At 68.6% G+C, this 18,288-nt stretch carries 21 protein-coding genes; 13 read left to right on the top strand and 8 right to left on the bottom strand.

The features are described from left to right. Nucleotides 1-13: 13 nt before the first annotated feature. On the top strand, nucleotides 14-181 hold the full coding sequence (locus tag BN1959_RS00995; RefSeq protein ID WP_053946871.1) for a DUF1931 family protein: 168 nt from the start codon (nucleotides 14-16) through the stop codon (nucleotides 179-181). Between the two features lie 60 nt (nucleotides 182-241). Here BN1959_RS00995 and rpiA read toward each other — a convergent pair whose 3' ends face one another. The 5 genes from rpiA to BN1959_RS01020 form a co-directional block, all read right to left on the bottom strand. Continuing rightward, nucleotides 242-928 carry a ribose-5-phosphate isomerase RpiA gene (rpiA, locus tag BN1959_RS01000; protein WP_053946872.1) on the bottom strand — a complete coding sequence of 229 codons (687 nt, stop codon included), beginning with the start codon at nucleotides 926-928 and terminating at the stop codon, nucleotides 242-244. A 57-nt stretch (nucleotides 929-985) separates the two neighbouring features. Continuing rightward, nucleotides 986-1,711 (bottom strand): VOC family protein, encoded by a 726-nt coding sequence (locus tag BN1959_RS01005; RefSeq protein WP_053946873.1) that lies wholly within the window; start codon nucleotides 1,709-1,711, stop codon nucleotides 986-988. Beyond that, nucleotides 1,711-2,838 (bottom strand): ORC1-type DNA replication protein, encoded by a 1,128-nt coding sequence (locus BN1959_RS01010; RefSeq protein WP_053946874.1) that lies wholly within the window; start codon nucleotides 2,836-2,838, stop codon nucleotides 1,711-1,713. The genes BN1959_RS01005 and BN1959_RS01010 overlap by 1 nt, the downstream gene beginning before the upstream one ends. A 264-nt stretch (nucleotides 2,839-3,102) precedes the next feature. After that, on the bottom strand, nucleotides 3,103-4,098 hold the full coding sequence (locus tag BN1959_RS01015; protein ID WP_053946875.1) for a radical SAM protein: 996 nt from the start codon (nucleotides 4,096-4,098) through the stop codon (nucleotides 3,103-3,105). 279 nt (nucleotides 4,099-4,377) lie between these two features. Then, nucleotides 4,378-5,244 (bottom strand): hypothetical protein, encoded by an 867-nt coding sequence (locus BN1959_RS01020; protein ID WP_053946876.1) that lies wholly within the window; start codon nucleotides 5,242-5,244, stop codon nucleotides 4,378-4,380. 76 nt (nucleotides 5,245-5,320) lie between these two features. On the opposite strand from BN1959_RS01020, the gene BN1959_RS01025 reads away from it, so the two are divergent. Then, a complete protein-coding gene (locus BN1959_RS01025) occupies nucleotides 5,321-6,412 on the top strand; it encodes a DUF373 family protein (protein WP_053946877.1) in 1,092 nt (363 codons plus the stop codon). A 64-nt stretch (nucleotides 6,413-6,476) separates the two neighbouring features. Then, nucleotides 6,477-6,767, top strand: a complete 291-nt coding sequence (locus BN1959_RS01030; RefSeq protein ID WP_053946878.1) for a hypothetical protein — start codon at nucleotides 6,477-6,479, stop codon at nucleotides 6,765-6,767. Between the two features lie 13 nt (nucleotides 6,768-6,780). Here BN1959_RS01030 and BN1959_RS01035 read toward each other — a convergent pair whose 3' ends face one another. After that, entirely contained in the window at nucleotides 6,781-7,623 is an 843-nt protein-coding gene (locus BN1959_RS01035; protein ID WP_053946879.1) for a polyprenyl synthetase family protein, read from the bottom strand. Nucleotides 7,624-7,728: 105 nt separating this feature from the next. Here BN1959_RS01035 and BN1959_RS01040 point away from each other — a divergent pair, with 105 nt between their 5' ends. Next, nucleotides 7,729-8,352: a methyltransferase domain-containing protein gene (locus tag BN1959_RS01040; protein ID WP_053946880.1), complete on the top strand. Its 624-nt coding sequence runs from the start codon at nucleotides 7,729-7,731 to the stop codon at nucleotides 8,350-8,352. Nucleotides 8,353-8,375: 23 nt separating this feature from the next. Here the strand turns inward: BN1959_RS01040 and BN1959_RS01045 are convergent, their stop codons facing one another. Next, complete coding sequence (locus tag BN1959_RS01045) at nucleotides 8,376-8,870, bottom strand: type IV pilin (RefSeq protein ID WP_053946881.1); 495 nt, start codon at nucleotides 8,868-8,870, stop codon at nucleotides 8,376-8,378. A 38-nt stretch (nucleotides 8,871-8,908) separates the two neighbouring features. Beyond that, complete coding sequence (locus tag BN1959_RS01050) at nucleotides 8,909-10,216, bottom strand: DUF7096 domain-containing protein (RefSeq protein ID WP_053946882.1); 1,308 nt, start codon at nucleotides 10,214-10,216, stop codon at nucleotides 8,909-8,911. A gap of 96 nt (nucleotides 10,217-10,312) precedes the next feature. On the opposite strand from BN1959_RS01050, the gene BN1959_RS01055 reads away from it, so the two are divergent. From BN1959_RS01055 to BN1959_RS01095, 9 genes are all read left to right on the top strand, one after another. Further along, nucleotides 10,313-11,359: a helix-turn-helix transcriptional regulator gene (locus BN1959_RS01055; RefSeq protein WP_053946883.1), complete on the top strand. Its 1,047-nt coding sequence runs from the start codon at nucleotides 10,313-10,315 to the stop codon at nucleotides 11,357-11,359. A gap of 67 nt (nucleotides 11,360-11,426) precedes the next feature. After that, nucleotides 11,427-12,224 (top strand): electron transfer flavoprotein subunit beta/FixA family protein, encoded by a 798-nt coding sequence (locus BN1959_RS01060; protein ID WP_053946884.1) that lies wholly within the window; start codon nucleotides 11,427-11,429, stop codon nucleotides 12,222-12,224. Beyond that, nucleotides 12,221-13,180 (top strand): electron transfer flavoprotein subunit alpha/FixB family protein, encoded by a 960-nt coding sequence (locus BN1959_RS01065; protein ID WP_053946885.1) that lies wholly within the window; start codon nucleotides 12,221-12,223, stop codon nucleotides 13,178-13,180. Before BN1959_RS01060 ends, BN1959_RS01065 begins: the two co-directional genes overlap by 4 nt. A 202-nt stretch (nucleotides 13,181-13,382) precedes the next feature. Further along, a complete protein-coding gene (ahaH, locus tag BN1959_RS01070) occupies nucleotides 13,383-13,715 on the top strand; it encodes an ATP synthase archaeal subunit H (protein ID WP_053946886.1) in 333 nt (110 codons plus the stop codon). Continuing rightward, complete coding sequence (locus tag BN1959_RS01075) at nucleotides 13,702-15,867, top strand: V-type ATP synthase subunit I (RefSeq protein WP_053946887.1); 2,166 nt, start codon at nucleotides 13,702-13,704, stop codon at nucleotides 15,865-15,867. Before ahaH ends, BN1959_RS01075 begins: the two co-directional genes overlap by 14 nt. Nucleotides 15,868-16,050: 183 nt before the next feature. After that, nucleotides 16,051-16,308 carry an ATP synthase subunit K gene (locus tag BN1959_RS01080; protein WP_053946888.1) on the top strand — a complete coding sequence of 86 codons (258 nt, stop codon included), beginning with the start codon at nucleotides 16,051-16,053 and terminating at the stop codon, nucleotides 16,306-16,308. 21 nt (nucleotides 16,309-16,329) lie between these two features. Next, nucleotides 16,330-16,911 (top strand): V-type ATP synthase subunit E, encoded by a 582-nt coding sequence (locus BN1959_RS01085; RefSeq protein WP_053946889.1) that lies wholly within the window; start codon nucleotides 16,330-16,332, stop codon nucleotides 16,909-16,911. Beyond that, complete coding sequence (locus tag BN1959_RS01090) at nucleotides 16,908-17,963, top strand: V-type ATP synthase subunit C (protein ID WP_053946890.1); 1,056 nt, start codon at nucleotides 16,908-16,910, stop codon at nucleotides 17,961-17,963. Before BN1959_RS01085 ends, BN1959_RS01090 begins: the two co-directional genes overlap by 4 nt. Then, the gene (locus BN1959_RS01095) at nucleotides 17,960-18,286 is read left to right on the top strand and encodes a V-type ATP synthase subunit F (protein WP_053946891.1); all 327 of its coding nucleotides are present in this window, start codon (nucleotides 17,960-17,962) and stop codon (nucleotides 18,284-18,286) included. The genes BN1959_RS01090 and BN1959_RS01095 overlap by 4 nt, the downstream gene beginning before the upstream one ends. Nucleotides 18,287-18,288: the final 2 nt, after the last annotated feature.

Raw genomic sequence — 18,288 nt, forward strand, 5'->3', positions numbered from 1 at the left:
GCTAGGGACGCATATGTCCAACCTTATCGTCAAGGCCGCCGTCAAGGAGTACCTCGATGAGAAGAACGTTGCTTCGGACTTCTACGACGCCCTGGACGAGGAAGTCGAGGAGCTGCTCGACGACGCCGCTCGCCGAGCCGAGGAGAACGATCGGAAGACGGTCCAGCCGCGCGACCTTTAAATCCGGAAGCAGTCGTCCGGTTTCCGTTTTTCGCGTCCTAACCGGGTAGCGATAGCGCCGTCAGTACGACGTGATCTCGACGCTGTCGTCGCGTCCGACGTGCACCTCGTCCACCAGCCCGACGAACAGCCCGTGCTCGACGACGCCCGGGACGGCCGACAGCGTCCGCGCGAGCGCGCCCGAATCGTCGATCTCGCCGAACGCGCAGTCGAGAACGAGGTTCCCGTTGTCGGTGACGACGGGGCCGTCCTTGCGCTCGGCCGCCCGGAGTTCGGGCTCGCCGCCGGCCGCCCGGACGGCGTCGGCGACCGGGGATCGCGCGGCCGGCAGCAGTTCGACCGGGACGGGGTGTGAGAGCCGCTCAGCCTCCTTCGTCGGGTCGGCGACGACGACGAACCGTTCGGCGGCGTTGTCGACCAGCTTCTCCCGGGCGTGGGCCGCGCCGCCGCCCTTGACGAGCGCCCCGTCGGCCGCGACCTGGTCGGCGCCGTCGATCGCCACGTCGGGCGTCGCCTCGTCGAGATCAGTCAGCGGAATCCCGACCTCGCGGGCGAGCTCCCGCGACTGGTAGGAGGTGGGGATACCCCGGATATCGAGGCCAGCGTCGACGCGGTCGCCCAGCGCGCGGATTGCGTGGGCGGCGGTGCTCCCCGTCCCGAGGCCGACCACGTCGCCGTCGTCGGGAATCTCGGCCGCCGACTCGCCCGCCCGCCGCTTCGCGTCCTCGCCGCCGCCGGTCTGCTTCATGCGCCGGCGTTGGAGTGGGGGGAGCAAAGGCGCGTCGGCACGTCCGTGGGTCGGGGATCAGCGGTCGATCCCGACGACGGTGACTCGGCCGCCATCGAACGAGACCGCCCCCTCGCCCCCCGTCGCGACGACTGTCAGCGGCGCCGGGGCCGCCGGCCGATCGGTCGGGAACCACGCCCGTCCCGGCGCCGCGAGCACGAACGCGCCGGCCTCGTCGCCGAGGTACGCGAACCCCGCATCCGGCGAGCCGTCGACGTCGAACACGTCCGCGAGCGCCGCGGCGACCCTCGGGACGTCGTCCACGACGACGCCGATCTCGCCGACGTCGAGCAGCGAGTCGGGGCCGAACTCGCCGCCGTCGTTCGAGCCCGCACGCCCGTCGCGTGCGAGGAGTTCGAGCACGTTTCCCGCGGGGTCGAGGGCGTACATCGCGGTGGCGTCGAGGTACTCGTAACGGAACTGCGTCCGATCACCGTCGGCCAGCAGGTCAGCGCGGGCGTCCAGCCACCTCGTGGCGGCGGCCGCGCTGCCGCCCGGGACGGAGAACGCGACGTGGTAGGTCGGCGCCGTGTCGGCAGTCGCGCGCCGGAACTCCACCGTCGAGGCGCCGACGTCACCAGAACGCTTCGCGTTCTGGTTGGCAGCCGAGAATCTCCGATTCTCGTCGACGGCGACGACGAACCCCTCGGCCGTGTCGCTCACGGGCAGACCGAGCCTCTCGGCGTAGAACGGGCGGAGGGCATCGGGGTCGGCCGTCGCGAGCGTGACCGAGCGGAGGCGCATCACTCCAGCCGGTCCAACACTGCCTCGGGCTCGTACGCCAGCGAGAGCGAGCGCGAGCGGCCGCGACCCTCCACGTCGGCGTACTCGGTCTCCAGCACGCCGAGCTGTTCGAGCTTCTTGACGATCTCGGAGTAGCGCGTGTAGCCGAGATCTGTCTCCTCGTGGAACGCGTCGTACACGTCGCCGGCCTGCTCCCCGCCGTGTTCGGCGACGACCCGGACCAGCGCGCGCTCGGAGTCGGAGAGCTCACGGAGGCTGCGCGCGAGGTGGACGTACTTCGAGCGCTCGTACGCCTCCTCGATGTCCTCCTCCTCGATCGTTCGCGAGCCCCGCATCTCGGCGTTGAGCCCGGCGCGGCGCAGGAGGTCGATCCCGACCCGGAGGTCGCCGCTGTCGGCGGTGAGTTCGGCGACGCGGTCGAGTTCGGGCGCCGAGAGCACGCCGTCGTGGAAGCCGCGATCGACGCGCTCCCGGAGGATGTCCACGATCTCGGGGGCGTCGTAGGAGGGGAAGAAGATGTCCTCCGGGCGGAACACGCTCTGGACCCGGGAGTCGAGTTCGTCCATCACCGACAGCGAGAGATCGGAGGAGACCACGACGACGCCGATGCGCGCGCCGGCGTGGGTCTCGTGGGCCCGCAGGAGGGAGTACAGCGTGTCAGAGGCTTCGTTCTCGTAGAACAGGTAGTTCACGTCGTCGAGCGCGACGATGAGTACCTCCTCCTCCTCGACGAGCCGGTCGGTCACCTGCTCGAACAGCTTCTTGAAGGAGACGCCGGAGGAGGGCGGCTCGTAGTCGAACACGCTCTGGAACAGCCGCGAGAACACCGCGTACCGCGTCGAGTCGACCTGACAGTTCACGCGGACGGTCCGGACGTTCGGCGCCTCGACGCCGAGTTCGCCGAACAGCTTCTGGACCGCGGTGGTCTTCCCCGTCCCCGGCGGCCCGCGGATCACGGTGTTGAGCGGGCGGGAGCCACGGACGGCGGGCCGGAGCGCGTACTTCAGGCTCTCCAGCTGGCTCTCGCGGTGTTTGAACGTCTCGGGGACGTAGTCGACTTCGAAGACGGACTCGTCGCGGAACACGGATTCGTCCCACGAGAGCATGCCGTCGGGGTCCCCGGTCATGGCTCGATGTGACGTCGGTGACCACTTAACGGTTTACGAGCGATGGGTGGGGTGTTTGGACTGTGTGGCCCGACCTTTTGCTGCGGGCCCCCGGAGAGGCCCTTGCAAAAGCTCGACCAAAAGCCTCCTCGCTCCCGTTGTCTGCGGGCGACCCACGCGTCGCCCGCATGGCCTGAGAGACGGCTCCGCCGTCTCTCTCTGGTCGCTCGTCGGCCCGCGCTCACTACGTTCGCGCGGTCGGCAACCGAGAAACGCGATACAGAATCAGGCCAGCGGCGTCCGCTCCACCACGGTCCCGTCGTAGTTCGGGTACTGCTCGACGATCTCGCCGTCCTCGACGTCGCCGTCCTCGATCATCTCCTCCAGCAGCCACCACGCGACCTCGACGTGGTCGGACTTCACCGTGTAGTACTCCTCGGGCACGCCCAGTTCCTCGAAGCGCTCCGGGTCGGCGTAGCTCTTCCCGTAGACGAGCGTCCCGTCGTCGGTCACGTCGTCGAACTCCCGGCGGACGTTCCGGGCCATCCGCTTCAGCCGGCGGCGGTGCTGGGCGGCGTCTTTGAACACCGAGGTGCAGAAGTACACCTTCTCGTGGTCGCCCATCACGTCGAGGATGTCGCCGCGGCTGTCCTCGACGGCGCTCATGTGGCCCTCCTTGCGCTCGAACCCCTCCGCCTGCATCCGGCGGTAGTTCCCGTCGGACATCTCGAACTCGTTGACGTTACAGAAGTCGGCGGCGCCCTCGTCGAGGAACTCCAGGAACTCCGGCTCGGGCCGGATGCCGGGAATCTCGAACGCCGGCGTCAACCCCTCCTCGCGGGCGATGTAGAGGATCTCCTCCCACTCGGTGCCGTGCATGTCGCCCCACAGTTCGAGGGGTGGGTGGAAGCGGATCTCGTCCAGCCCCGCCTCCGCGAGCCGGCGCATGTTCTCCCGGCCGCCGGTAATCCCGGTGTAGAGGTGGATGTGGTGGTCCTCGCCGAACTCGTCTTTGAGCAGTTCGATGTAGTGGCAGGTCCGTTCGAGCACTTCCTGTGGCTCGCCGCCGGTGATGGAGGAGCCCAGCGCGTCCATCTTCTTCGCCTCCGCGATCACGTCCTCGTCGCTCTCGACGGGCCGCTCGTTGGCGTACACCTGCTCGACGTTCTTCCGGTTCTCGCCGAGGGGACAGTAGAAGCAGTCCCGCTGGTCACAGTAGCCGTAGACGAACATCACCATCTTGCCGCCCTTGGCACACTGTTCACAGCCCTTCGAGATCATCAGTTACCCTCGCTACCCGGCCGAGCCCCAAAAACGGCACGGTGCGGCCGTGTGGCGGCGTCTCACGGACTCGCGGCGGCCGACGCGGCCCTCACTCCTCGGCTCGGAACCGAACCTCGATCGCGTCCGGCCCCTGACAGCGACGGCACCGTCGATCCGGGTCGGCTCGTACCCGCTCGCCCCGAGGCGGTCCCGGAGCGCGTCGAGCGAGCGCACTTCGAGGAGGACGTGTCCCACGACGTCCCGGCAGAACGCGGAGGTCCCCTCGAGATCGTCGACTCACCCCTTCCACGCGTACCACAGCATCGGCGCTGCGAACACCACCGAGAACAGTCCGGCGTAGGCCACGACGACCACCCCGCCCTCGGCGGCGTCGCCGACGAGCAGGGCGAGTCCCGGTCCCGTCGCGAGCACGCCGAGCGCGAACAGCGCGACGACCGCCCGCTCGGTCCGACCGATCGGCTCGGCCTCCGGATCGGCGGTGACGCCCGCAGCGAGACGCTTTCGGACTTCGGCAGCCTGCCCGGAGGGGACGGCGATTAGGCGGGGGTTCCGGAAGCTGTCGGCGCCACGTGCGTAGGAGAGCCGGAAGACGGTCACGCCGATGAGGTCGAGCGATCGGACGCCGGACAGGGACCGGAGGGTGGCGGTGGCGTACTGGGTCTCCAGCCGGCCGTCGGCGTCGATACTCGCCTCGGTGTGCAGCGCCATCGCGATCACCCCGGCCGCGAAACTCACGACGGCGACGGCGCCGGCTGCGGCCCGCGAGTGCTGTAGCGCCGCGAGCATGGCAGTACCACACAGCGTCGACGCCGCGAGCGCGCCCCGCCAGCTCGGTGACCAGCCCTCGTAGCCCACCGACGCGGTGGTCTCACCGCTCTTGATCGCCGCCAGGACCGGCGGCCGGGCGAGCGCGACGACGACCGCGATCGCGAGCAGGAACACTGGCCCCCACGACCCCTCCAGCGCGAGGGAGACCGTGGCGACGACGGCCCCGCCCGCAAGCACGAGCGCGACGGCGCCTATCGGCCCGTAGAGCCCGTACCCGAGCAGGGAGAGCGGACGGTTCGTGTCGGGGGAGACAGTCCACGAGAGCGAGCCGTCCGCCTCTCCGTCGTCGTCGGTCGGCGGCGGGGTGGAGGGCATCGTCCGTCGTTGCTGCTCGGCCGAGATAAACTCCGCCCCCGAAAACAGATATGCCCCCGCGTCGTATCCCCCCGCGATGCTGCTGGTCCTCGCTGTCGACCTCGACGACGACCTCGGTCGCAAGACCGGGCTCTCCACGCCCGTACTGGGCCGGGAGGACGTCGAGGACGCCGCCACGCGGCTCGCGACCGCCGACCCTGAGGACTCCGACGTGAACGTGCTGTTCCAGGCGATCCACACGCGCGACGAGCTCGCCGGCGACGGCGAGGAAGTCGCAGTCGCCGCCGTCACGGGCGTCGACGGCAGCGACGTGCGGGCCAACCGCGCGGTCGGCGAGGAGGTCGACACCGTGCTCGCGGCGCTGTCGACCGGCGAGAACGTCCGCGCGGTCGTCATCACCGACGGCGCGCAGGACGAGTCCGTGCTCCCGGTGATCCGCTCGCGGGTGCCGATCGACGGCCTGCGGCGCGTCGTCGTCCGGCAGGCCCAGGATCTGGAGTCGATCTACTACACGATCAAGCAGGTGCTGGGCGACAAGGAGACCCGCGGAACGCTGCTCGTCCCGCTGGGCGTCCTCCTGCTGGTCTACCCGATGGTGTTGATCGCCAACGCGTTCGACATCGCCGGCGTCTCGGTGCTCGGCGTGCTCTCCGGCGTCCTCGGGCTCTACACGCTGTTCCGCGGGCTGGGGCTTGAGGAGGCGGTCGACGACGCGGTCGACGAGCTCCGCCAGCTGCTGTACGCCGGGCGGGTGACGCTGATCACCTACGTCGTCGCGGCCGCGCTGGTCGCGATCGGCGGCTGGCAGGGGTACGGCGCGGTGACCGAGGGGGCGTCGTCGGTCCCGCTGCCGACCCAGGCCGCGGTGTTCGTCCACGCCGCGGTCGGCTGGTTCGCGGCCGCCGGCGTCACCTCCAGCCTCGGGCAGGTCACCGACGAGTACCTCGACGGTGCGTTCCGGTGGCGCTACCTCAACGCGCCGTTCTACGTGCTCGCGATCAGCGTCGTGCTCCACGCCGTTTCCGGCTTTTTCCTCCCCGGCGAGGGCGCGATGGCGATCACCGATCTCGCGCTGGCGCTGACGGCGGGGACGCTGCTCGGGGTGCTGAGCACGCTCACGTTCGCGATCGCGGAGAACCGCTTCCCGGCGAGCGCGGAAGCGGCCTGAACGTTCCGCTGTGCGCGGCTGTCGCCGAGAAACACTGATACATCGGGCCGTCACGTATCGGAGCGTGTCCCCCGTTATCGACTACGCGCTCGTCGTCGGCTACGCCTTCCTCCTCGGCGGCATCGCCGTCCAGTATCGTCGTGGACGGCTGCGCTCGCCGCGGTTCCAGTTGCTGCTCGGGATGGGTCTCACCTGGCTGGCGTACGGTTTCCTCCCCCTCTCGGGAGGCAGTTCGGTTCCGATAGCGGAGCCGCTGCGCTTCGTGACGGACGTGCTCGCGCTCGTCTGTCTCGTCGCCGGACTCACGGTGATCTACTGGTGGTGGCGTGACGACGGCAAAACGACTGTAGACTGAGTATCGACGACGACTACCGCTCCCGGCTAACGACGTACTCCGCGAGCTGTTCGAGGTACTCCCGCGCCTCGCCGTCCTCGACGGTCGCGGTCGCGAGCGCGTCGAGCGCGCGGTCGGACTCCGCTTTCGCCCGCTCGTCGGCCTCCTCGGCCGTCAGATCGGTCACCTGGATCAGCGAGGGTCGGTCCATCTCTTCGTCCTGCCCCGCGGGCTTGCCGAGGTCTGCGGCGTCGCCGGTGGCGTCCAGCACGTCGTCGCGCATCTGGAACGCGACGCCGACGCGCTCGGCGTACTCGCCCATCGACTCGACGGTGAACCCGTCGGCGTCGGCGGCGATGGCGCCCACTTCCGCGGCCGCACGGAACAGTGCCCCCGTCTTCCGGCGGGCGAGCTCCATGTACTCCGCCTCGTTCGCGGGCTCGGCCACCAGCTCCGTCGCTTCCCCTTCGCCGAGTTCGACCATCGCTTCGGCGACGACGCCCATCGCGTGCTCGTCGGCCGAGAACAGCGCGAACGCCTCCCCCAGCAGGCCGTCGCTCGCGACGATCGCCGGGCCGTAGCCGTACTCCGCCCACGCGCTGGGGGTGCCCCGGCGGAGATCGGAGCGGTCGATGATGTCGTCGACGACCAGCGAGGCGTTGTGAACCAGTTCGATCCCGACGGCGAAGTCGACGGCGTCCTCGGGGTCGCCGCCGGCGGCCTCACAGGCCAGCAGCGTCACTGCCGGCCGGACGCGCTTCCCACCCGACAGCGTGACGTGTGACAGCCGCTCGGCCAGCTCGGGGGGCTCCACCGACTTGACGAGCGCCGACAGGCGTTCGTCGACGAGTTCCACCCGGCGGTCGAGCGTCTCCATTACGACTATATCGGGGAGGATCGCTCAAGTACGTGACGATAGCCACCGATTCCGCCGCTCCGGAAAACCGCAGCATTATGCCCCGCCCGCCCGAAACCGGAGGCAATGGGAGTTCTGGAGGACAAAGGACGGGCACGTACCTTCTACAAGTACCTCTCGAAGGTGTACGACACGGTCAACCCCCTCGTCTGGAACGAGGAGATGCGCGACGAGGCGCTCTCCCGGACCGGGATCGAGCAGGGTGACCGCGTGCTCGACGTGGGCTGTGGCACCGGCTTCGGGACCGAGGGGCTGCTCCAGCACACCGACGACGTGCACGGGCTGGACCAGAGCGTCCACCAACTGGAGAAGGCGTGGGCGAAGTTCGGGAAGACCGACCAGGTGAAGTTCTACCGCGGCGACGCCGAGCGCCTCCCGTTCGCGGACGACAGCTTCGATCACTACTGGTCCTCCGGCTCGATCGAGTACTGGCCCAACCCCGTCGACGCGATCGAGGAGGCCCGCCGGGTCACCAAGCCCGGCGGAACCGTGCTGATCGTCGGTCCCGACGAGCCGAGCAACAGCCTGTTCCACGAGATCGCCGACGCGATCATGCTGTTCTACGACGCCGACGAAGCCGACCGCATGTTCAGCGAGGCCGGCTTCCCCGAGCGCGAACACGTCGTGATGCAGGCCAATCCCGGGAGCCCGCGGGCGATCGTCACGATCGCGACGGTGCCCGAGGAGTAGCTCCCGGCGATCGCCGCCGTTTCTCACTCCTCCACTCGCGTCGAGAGCGACGCGATCCGTTTCCCGTCGTGGAACAGTTCGACGGTCAGTCGCGCGCCCGGTTCGAGCGTCGGCTCGTTCGTCTCCGCGACCCGGATCGTCGCCGTCTCGCCGACCGCCCACTCGTCGTCGGTCTCGGGGTTGAACGCCCCGCTCGGGCCGCCGTGGAACCCCTCGGCGGCGAAGAAGGGGACTGGTGGCTGGTGGGCCAGTGCCTCGCCGTCGACCGCGATCTCGACCCGGAGCGCATCGAGCCCGACGGGATCGCCGCCCGCGTGGCTGATCGTGATCTGATCTCCTTCAGCCGTCAGGTCGAACGTCGCCGTCGGCGCCGGGCCGGCTAACGCGGTCGCCTGCCCGAGGAGCGCGGTTCCGACGACGGCGGCGACCGCGACGGTGATCCCGACGAGGAGTACCGCACCGAGTGCCGGCGAGACCGCGCGGTCGGTAGTCGTCGGCGAGGGGAGCGAGGGGAGCACGACGGGGCTGGCCGCGCTCTCCTACTTCAACTCTCGGCTCAGGCGTCGAGCGTGGGCGGGTCGGTCGAGTTCGTCTCGACGTACGCGGCGGTCGTCTCGTCGCCCACTGCGAGGGCAGTGTAGCTCCCGCGCGGTGAGATCGTCCAGAGCGTGCCGTCCTCGCCGGTTCGGCCGATTGCGGTCCGCTCGGCCTGTCCCTGACTCAGCGTGATCGCGAGGTCGATCGGCTCGCCGGACTCGGCGTCAGTCACGCTGATCCGGAGCGGTCCGCCCGGGTACGTGCGGTTGACGGTGACGTTGATCCCGTTGATCGTGTTCGAGGCGACGGCCTCGGAGTCGTACTGATCGAGCGCGATGCGCTGGTACTCCTTGAACACGGCCTCCTCGCCGCTGTCGACGAACGCCGTCAGCGACCGACCTGGCCCGGAGACCGTGACGATGTTTGTCGTGCCGGAGGTGGTCGCGGAGGGGTCGCCCAGCCGGAATATGTCGGGGTAGCTCGCCTCCACCACGTCGACCGCCTCGTCCGGGCTCATCGTCGCGTCAGTGTTGCCCGAGAACTCCGCGCCGCGGTACGCCTCGCGGTAGTAGCTACCGTTGTCGACGGTCGCCAGCTCGTACCCCTCGGGGCCGGTGGTGAGGAAAAACAGCGTCGGCTCGTCGGTCCCCCGGATCGCGTCGACGGCTCGCTCACGAACCGGGCCACCGAACGTGCGCAGTTCGTACTGGATCTCCGTCGGCCGCGAGAGGCTGAACCCGTCGATCTCCTCGGCCAGATCGGTTAGTCGCATCATCCGCTGTTCGAGTGCGTCGGCTTTCGCGGAGATCGTCGCTAGCTCGACGACGAACGCCTCCGGCGAGAGTTCGCCGGCGTTGAACGCCTCGATCGCCTCCTGCTGGCGGTCACGCAGCGTGATGATCTCCGTCTCGACGGTCGAGGAAGCCTGAATGATCCGCCGGCTCCGTTCACTGTCGTCCTCGGCGGCCCGGATGTACTCCACGACCGCGGCGGTTTGGATCTCGACGGCGCTGACGTTATCGTTGAACTGCGTCGCCGGGCCGAGGTTCAGGGTCGCCCCGTCGATCTCGGTCCGCTGGACGGCGGTGTCGGGGACGACGAGTACCCGCGTCTGGTTGGCCCCGTTCGTCGGTTCGTCGACCTGTCCGGAAGTGACCGGCGTCACCGCGCTGTTCGTTCCGGACCCGTCGGTCGGCGTCGCGCCGACGTTGGGTCGGTAGTCGTCTATCACCGTGGTCTCGGTAGGTGTCGCGACGGCGCCGACGCCGGCCGGCGACACGAGCGCGAGGGAGAGGGCGAGCACCGAAAGCAGCGCGAGGGACCTCATCGATCCATCGTACCGCGGCCTCCCCCTTAAATCTCGCCGGAGCGCGTCGGCGGGGTGATAGAAAGCGTTTTGCCCGGGGGCTGTCACCCTGAGCACATGCGGTACGTCCTCGTCGCCCTCCTGTTAGTCAGCGCGCTCTCGGGCGCGGCGGTGGCCCAAGAGGCACCCGATATCGGCGCGGCGACGACGTTCGACGTGGATCTCCAGGCCGACGGCAACGCCGACTGGACGGTCCGGACGACGATCCCGTTCGACACCGACGAGGAGCGGGCGGGGTTCCGACAGTACGCAGAGCGGTTCGAGGACGGTGAGGTGTCGAGTTCGCCCGGGCTCGCCTTCTTCGAGTCGGCTGCGGCGGCCTCGTCGTCGGTCGCCGACCGGGAGATGAACATCACGAGCGTCGAGCGCGAGTACACGGTGGGCAACGGCTCCGGCACACTCCAACTCCGGTTCCACTGGACGAACTTCCTCGCACCCGCCGGCGACGGGTACGAGCTCAGCGACGCGCTGCTGACCGAGGACGGGACGTGGCTGCGATCGCTCGAATCCGGCCAGGAGATCGCCGTCCGGACGCCACAGGGGTACGAGATACAGCGGAGCAGCATCGAGGCGCGACAGGAGAACGACTCGCTGGTCGTCGTCGGTCCGGAGTCGTTCGACCCACAGGAGTTCTCGATCACCTACGCCCCGGAAGCGGGTAACGGCCCGGGGGAGTCGCCCGACTCGCCGAACGGACCCGAGGACGGTTTCGACCCCTTCGTCACGGTGTTGCTGGGGCTGCTGTTCGTCGCCGTCATCGTGCTGGCGGTGTGGCGCTGGCGCGGCGGCGAACCGATCGCCGAGGTCGCAAACGGCGACAGTTCGACGCTGTCGACCGACGACGACGAGGCTGTCCCGGATGCGTCGGACGCCGAGGAGTCCGGCGTCGACCCCGAACTCCTCTCCGACGAGGAGCGGGTCGAGACGCTGCTCGAACAGAACGGCGGGCGGATGCGACAGGCCGACATCGTGAAGGAGACGGACTGGTCGGACGCGAAAGTGTCCCAGCTGCTCTCCCGGATGGCCGACGAGGGCAGTATCGAGAAGCTCCGGCTGGGTCGGGAGAACGTGATCTCGCTGCCCGACGGCGAGGACGAGGAGTAGCCGTCGGCTGCCCGTTCGCTGGGGCATAGCGAAAGGATTTACCCCCGGCCGTGGGAACCCTTGGGCGATGAAGATTCTGGTAACCGTCAAGGAGGTGGCGGCCGTCGAGGACGAGTTCGAGATCGACGGGCTGTCCATCGACGAACGGTACCTCGAGTACGACCTCAACGAGTGGGACGACTACGCCGTCGAGGCGGCGGTTCAGATCGCCGAGGCCGCCGACGAGGACGTCGAAGTCGTCGCGGCCACCATCGGCCCAGAGCGCAGCGAGGAAACGATCCGGATGGCGCTCGCGAAGGGCGCCGACCGCGCGGTCCGGGTCTGGGACGACGCGATCGCCGAACAGACCCTGCTCGACGTGGACGCGAAGGTGAGCGTGTTCGAGCAGGTCGTCGCCGAGGAGGAGCCCGACCTCGTGCTGACGGGCGTGCAGGCGGCCGACGACGCCTTCGGCGCGACCGGCGTCGCGCTCGCGAACCGCGTCGGCTACCAGTGGGCGGCCGTCGTCAACGACCTCGACTACGCGGCCGGCGACGACGTCGCGACCGTTCGACGCGAACTGGAGGGCGGCATCGAGGAGATCACCGAGGTCGACCTCCCGGCGGTGCTCTCGATCCAGACTGGGATCAACGAGCCCCGCTACGCCAGCCTTCGCGGGATCCGACAGGCCCAGCAGAAGGAGATCGCACCACACGACCTGAGCGATCTCGGCCTCGACGCCGATACCGTCGACGGCGCGCTCAAACTGGTGGACATGTACGAGCCCGAGAGCGAGTCGGACGCGACCATCTTCGAAGGCGGCGCCGAGGAGACCGCCGCCGAGTTGGCTACCGTGCTGCGGGAGAAGGGGGTGGTCGGCGAATGAGCGAGAACGACGTACTGTTCGTCGCGGAACACCGCCGCGGCGGCCTGCGCGACGTGAGCTACGAGGGGATCTCTGCCGGGCGCGAGCTCGCGGATGCGTTGGGCGGCGAGCTCCACGTCGCCGTGATCTCCGGCCCGGTCGAGGAGTTCGCGGCGTCGCTCGACACGCCGCCGGTCGACGTGGTCCACACCGTCGACGCCGGCGAGGAGTTCGACCACGACACGTACGCGGCCGCGACGGAGGCGCTCCACGCGGAGCTGGAGCCGGCCGCGCTGCTGCTGCCGAACTCGGTCAACGGGCTCGACTACGCGCCCGCGGTCGCGGACTCGCTCGGGCTGCCGTACGCGACCGACGCGGTCGACATCGCGTACGACGACGGGCTGGTCGTCACCCGCGAGATGTACGGCTCGAAGGTCGAGACGACCGTCGAGGTTGCGGGCGACCAGTTCGTCGTCAGCATCCGCAGCGGCGAGTGGCCCGCCGCCGACGGCGCCGGCGACGCCCAGATCACTCCCTTCGAGTTCGACGAGTCGGGCGTCGACGACGGCGCCCGCGTCCAGGGGTTCGAGGAGGTCGGCGGCGGCGACGTCGACATCGGCGAGGCGGAGTTCTTGGTCTCCATCGGCCGCGGAATCGAGGAAGAGGAGAACCTCGACCTGATCCGCGACCTCTGTGACGCCACCGGCGCGACGCTGTCGGCGTCGCGACCGATCGTCGACAACGACTGGCTGCCGAAGAACCGGCAGGTCGGCCAGTCCGGCAAGCAGGTGACGCCGAAAGTGTACCTCGCGATCGGCATCTCCGGCGCGGTCCAGCACGTCGCGGGGATGAAGGGTTCGGAGACGATCATCGCGGTCAACACCGACCCCAACGCGCCGATCTTCGACATCGCGGACTACGGCATCGTCGGCGACCTGTTCGACGTGGTGCCGGCGCTGATCGAGGAGTTCAACTAGAAACCTGAACCTCTTTTGCGGGGGCATGTCCTCGCGGGCGACTGCGTCGCCCGCTGCGGCCAGGCCCCCGCAAAACCCGTTCATGCCAAAAGGCCGCTCGCTCGGGCTCCGCCCTCGCTCGCGGTCGGAACTGCTCACACTCACCCCGCTCGCTTTCGCAAACACCTTATACGGCCCGGAAAAACCACGAACCGATCAGCTAATGCCCAGACCGGAAGTTCTTGATCGGATCAAGGAGGCGGAGGACGACGCCGACGAGATCGTCGAGGAGGCTCGCCGGGAGAAGGAAGAACGGATCGCCGAGGCCCGGGAGGAGGCCACCGAGATCCGGGAACAGGCCGAAGCGGAGGCCGACGAGCTCGAGGCCGAGCGGCTCGAGGAGGCCCGCGCGGAGATCGAGCAGGAGAAAGAAGAGATTCTCGAGGAGGGCGAGGAAGAGCGCGAGGCCCTGAGCGAGGAGGCCGAAGAGAACATCGAGGAGGCCGTGGAGTACGCGGTCGACCAGTTCGTGGAGGCGGTGAATGCTCAGGCCTAAGCGGATGAGCAAGCTCTCGGTGGCCGGCTCCAAGCAGGTGATGGGGTCGGTTATCGAGGTCGTCCACGACGCGAACGTGCTCGACGTCTCCGAGTACGACGGCTCGTGGGAGGGGTTCCAGCCGGGCGATCCGGATGCCGACGCCGAGCAGGCCTCCGAGAAGCTGGTGACCGTCCGCTCGCTCAAGAGCATGCTCGGCGTCGACGGTGATTCGGTCGACGCCAGCCACACGGTCTCCGACGAGGAGATCGCTGCCGAGCTCCCCGAACTGCAGGATCGCGTCAACGACCTCGACGACGAGCGTGACGACCTGCGGGACGAGCTCCGCGCGATCGAGGAGCAGCTCGACGCCGCACGCCCGTTCGTCGACCTCGGGATCGACCTGAACCTGCTGTCGGGCTACGACAGCCTCGAAGTCGCGGTCGGTCGCGGCGACGAGGGCTCCGTCGAGCGGGAGTTGCTCGACGCCGACGGCGTCCGACAGTACGAGATCTTCTCCGGCGGCGACGTGCTCGCGGTGTTCGTCTACCCCAGCGAGCACGCGGAGGACGTGCTCGACGAGGCGCTCGTCGGCGCGGCGTTCACGACGATCGACGTGCCCGACGCCGAGGTTGCGCCGGAGTCCTACGTCCGCGAACTCGAGAGCGAGAAACAGGCTATCGAGTCTGACATCGCCGAGATCGAGGAAGCCCTCGACGAGCTCCGACGCCAGCACGCCGAGTTCCTGCTGGCCGCCGAGGAGCACCTCTCGATCCAGGTCCAGAAGGCCGAGGCACCGCTCTCCTTCGCGACGACGGCGAACACGTTCGTCGCCGAGGGCTGGGTGCCCACCGAGGAGTACGAGGCGGTCAGTGCGGCGCTGAAAGACGAGCTCGGCGACCGGATCGAGGTCGAGGAGGTCGAACGCGCCGCGTTCAAGTCCGACGGCGAGGCGGTCCACGAGCACGGTGAGGCCGTGGCGGACGGCGGCACCACGATCGGGGCGGACGAGCCGCCGGTCGTGCAGGACAACAACGGCCTCGTCCAGCCGTTCGAGGTGCTGGTCGAGGCGATCGGCCGGCCGAACTACGACGAGTTCGACCCGACCGCGCTGCTGTTCCTGACGTTCCCGGTGTTCTTCGGCTTCATGATCGGGGACGTGGGGTACGGGCTGCTGTACACCGCCATCGGCGGCTACCTCTACACGCAGTTCGACAGTCCCGGCTTCAAGAGCATGGGCGGCGTGACGATCTCGGCGGGGTTGGCGACGATCGTGTTCGGCGTGCTGTACGGCGAGATCTTCGGCCTACACCTCGTCTCCGAGTGGGTCTGGGGCGGCCACGCACCGCTGCACAAGGGGCTGATCCCCGAGTACAGCTACTGGGTGCCGGCGTGGATCCTGATCAGCGCCATCGCCGCGCTGGTCCACCTCAACATCGGCTACGTGCTGGGGTTCTTCGAGGAGCTCCAGTTCCACGGCATCCGTGAGGCCGCGACCGAGAAGCTCTCGTGGATCTTCGCGATGAACGGCCTCTGGGTGTTCATCGCGAGCAAGTGGTTCGAGGGCTCGAAGCCGGAGTTCATCTTCACCGTGTTCGACAGCGGCCCCGAGGCCGCGTTCGCGCTGGGCTTCAGCGGCTTCCCCGTGATCGTCGGGCAGGCCGGGATCGGCCTGTTCGTGCTGGGCGCCGCGCTGCTGTTCGCCGGCGCGCCGGCGGAGATCGTCGAGATCTTCGACACGCTGGTGAACGTGCTCTCCTACGCCCGACTCGCGGCGGTGCTGCTGGCGAAGGCGGGGATGGCCTTCGCGGTCAACCTGTTCTTCTTCGGCGTCTACGTCGACGAGGGCGGCGGCTGGCACTTCGGCCACGGCGGGATGCCGGACGCCGACGCCGTCGCCGCACTGGGTCCGGGTGAGACGCTCGCCTACCACGGCTACGAGGTCACCGAGGTCATGTTCGGCGGCCTGATGCACGGCGGCGTCGCGTCGCTGGTCGGCGGGCTCGTCGTGCTCGTGCTGGGCCACCTGCTCGTGCTCGCGCTGGGCGTGACCAGTGCCGGCCTGCAGGCGGTGCGCCTGGAGTACTACGAGTTCTTCTCGAAGTTCTTCGACGGCGGCGGCCGCGAGTACGAGCCGTTCGGACACGAGCGTCAGTTCAGCCGACAGGACTGACGTCACCTTCGCGGATCGTTTCTCTCTACTGATTATTTTTCGGCGTGTGACGCCACCGTCAGCCGTGCGTATGTGGCCGACTCGCACGGTTCTCTCGGGGACTTTGGGAAGGTTTATGACCGTCGTGGGGCCAACTACGGCTTGTTCGGAGACGACCGACTACGAACCCGAGTTGATACCCATATGTTCGAAAGCGCACCCCAATTCGCAAGTCTCGTACTGCAGGAAGGAGCCAGCGGCCCCGCCATCACCTCGACCGGTATGGCAGCCCTCGCCGTCGGCCTCGCCGGTCTCGGCGCAGGCTACGCGGAGCGGGGTATCGGTTCGGCCGCCGTCGGCGCCGTCGCGGAGGACGACGATCTCTTCGTGCAGGCACTGATTCTGACCGTCCTGCCGGAGACGATCCTCATCTTCGCGCTGGTCGCCATGATCCTGGCGTAACTTTCCTCTCCCTTTCCGCTCATGAGCTTGGAAACCGTCGTCGAGGACGTTCGAGACGAAGCCCGCGCGCGTGCCGAGGAGATACGCGAAGAGGGCGAGAGCCGGGCAGAGGAGATCATCTCGGAGGCGGAGGCCGACGCCGAGGAGATCGTACAGCAGCGCGAGCAGGACGTCGAGACACAGATCGACGAGGAGCGCGAACAGGCGCTGTCGAGCGCGAAGCTTACGGCCAAGCAGAAGCGCCTGGAAGCCCGTCGTGACGTGCTGGAGCAGGTCCGCGAGCAGCTCGAGGAGCGCGTCGCCGAGATCGACGGCGAGCGCCGCGAGGATCTGACTCGCTCGCAGCTCGATTCGGCCGCCGAGGAGTTCGACGATGACGCGGACGTACAGGTGTACGGCCGCGCCGCCGACGAGGAGCTACTGACCGACCTGCTCTCGGAGTACGAGGGCTGGTCGTTCGCCGGCACCGAGGACTGCCTCGGCGGCGTCGTGGTCAGAAGCGAGAGCTCCCGCGTCAGCGTCGACAACACCTTCGACTCCGTGATCGCGGAGGTTTGGGACGAGGAGCTCAAACGTATCAGCGAAAAACTCTTCGAAGAATGAGCGCCACCGGCAGTTCCAATCCGGAGTACGTCAACGCTCGCGTGAGCGCCCGGCGTGCGACGCTGTTCGACGAGGAGGACTACCGGAAGCTGGTGCGGATGAGCCCCGACGAGATCACCCGCTACATGGAGGAGTCGACGTACCAGGGGCCGATCAACCGGCTCGGTTCGCGGTTCTCCGGCGTCGACCTCCTCGAGTACGGGCTGAACGCGGGGCTGGCGGAGACGTTCGACGAGCTGCTCGCGTGGGCGGACGGCCGCCTCTACGAGCAGGTCGCCCGCTACCTGCGGAAGTTCGACGCGTGGAACGTGAAGACGGTCGTCCGCGGCGTCTACGCCGACGCCGACACCGAGGCGGTCGAGGACGACCTGATCCATGCCGGCGAGTTCGACGACACCTTCCTCGACCAGCTGGTCGAGGCCGAGAGCATCGAGGTGATCGTCGACCTGCTCGACGGCACAATCTTCGGCGACGCCCTCGCGGCGGCCGCCGAGGAGTACGAGGAGACCGGGACGCTCGTTCCGCTGGAGAACGCCATCGACCGGGCGTACTACGAGAACCTGTTCGAGGGCGTGACGAGCGCCTCGGGCGCGGGCCCGGAGTCGGCGTACGCCGAGTACCTCCAGGCCGAGATCGACTTCCGGAACGCGCGCAACGCGCTCCGGCTCGCCCGCAGCGGCGCCGAGATCGACCCCGCGGAGTACTACATCGAGGGCGGCGCGCTGTTCGATCCCGACGAGCTGTCGGCGCTCTCCCGGGACACCGAGCAGCTGGTCGAGCGCATCCGCGAGAGCCGGTACGGTGACGAGCTCTCGACCGCGCTCGACGACCTCGCCGAGGCGGACAGCCTCATCGAGTTCGAGCAGGCCCTCGACGCGGCACTGCTCGAGCACGCACGCAACGCGGCACACGCACACCCGATGTCGGTGTGTCCCGTGATCGCGTTCGTGCTCGCGAAGGAGCGTGAGGCGGACAACATCCGTGCCATCGCCCGAGGCAAGGAGGCGGGGCTCGACCCCGACGATATTCGGGCGGAACTGGTGGTACGATGAGCCAGGAGATCGCCGTGATCGGGAGCCCGGAGTTCACGACCGGGTTCCGCCTCGCCGGCGTCCGAAAGTTCGAGGACGTCCCCGAGGAGGAGAAAGCCGAGCGGCTCGACGACGCCGTCGAGTCGACGATCGCCGACGACGACGTCGGTATCGTCGTGATGCACGACGACGACCTCGACCACCTCTCGCGGGGGACCCGCGAGGACGTCGAGACCAGCGTCGAGCCGACGTTCGTGACGCTCGGCGGCGGCGCCGGCAGCGGCGGGCTGCGCGACCAGATCAAACGAGCCATCGGTATCGACCTGATGGACGACGAGGACTAACA

Source organism: Halolamina sediminis, assembly GCF_001282785.1.
In the GTDB taxonomy this organism is placed as follows: domain Archaea; phylum Halobacteriota; class Halobacteria; order Halobacteriales; family Haloferacaceae; genus Halolamina; species Halolamina sediminis.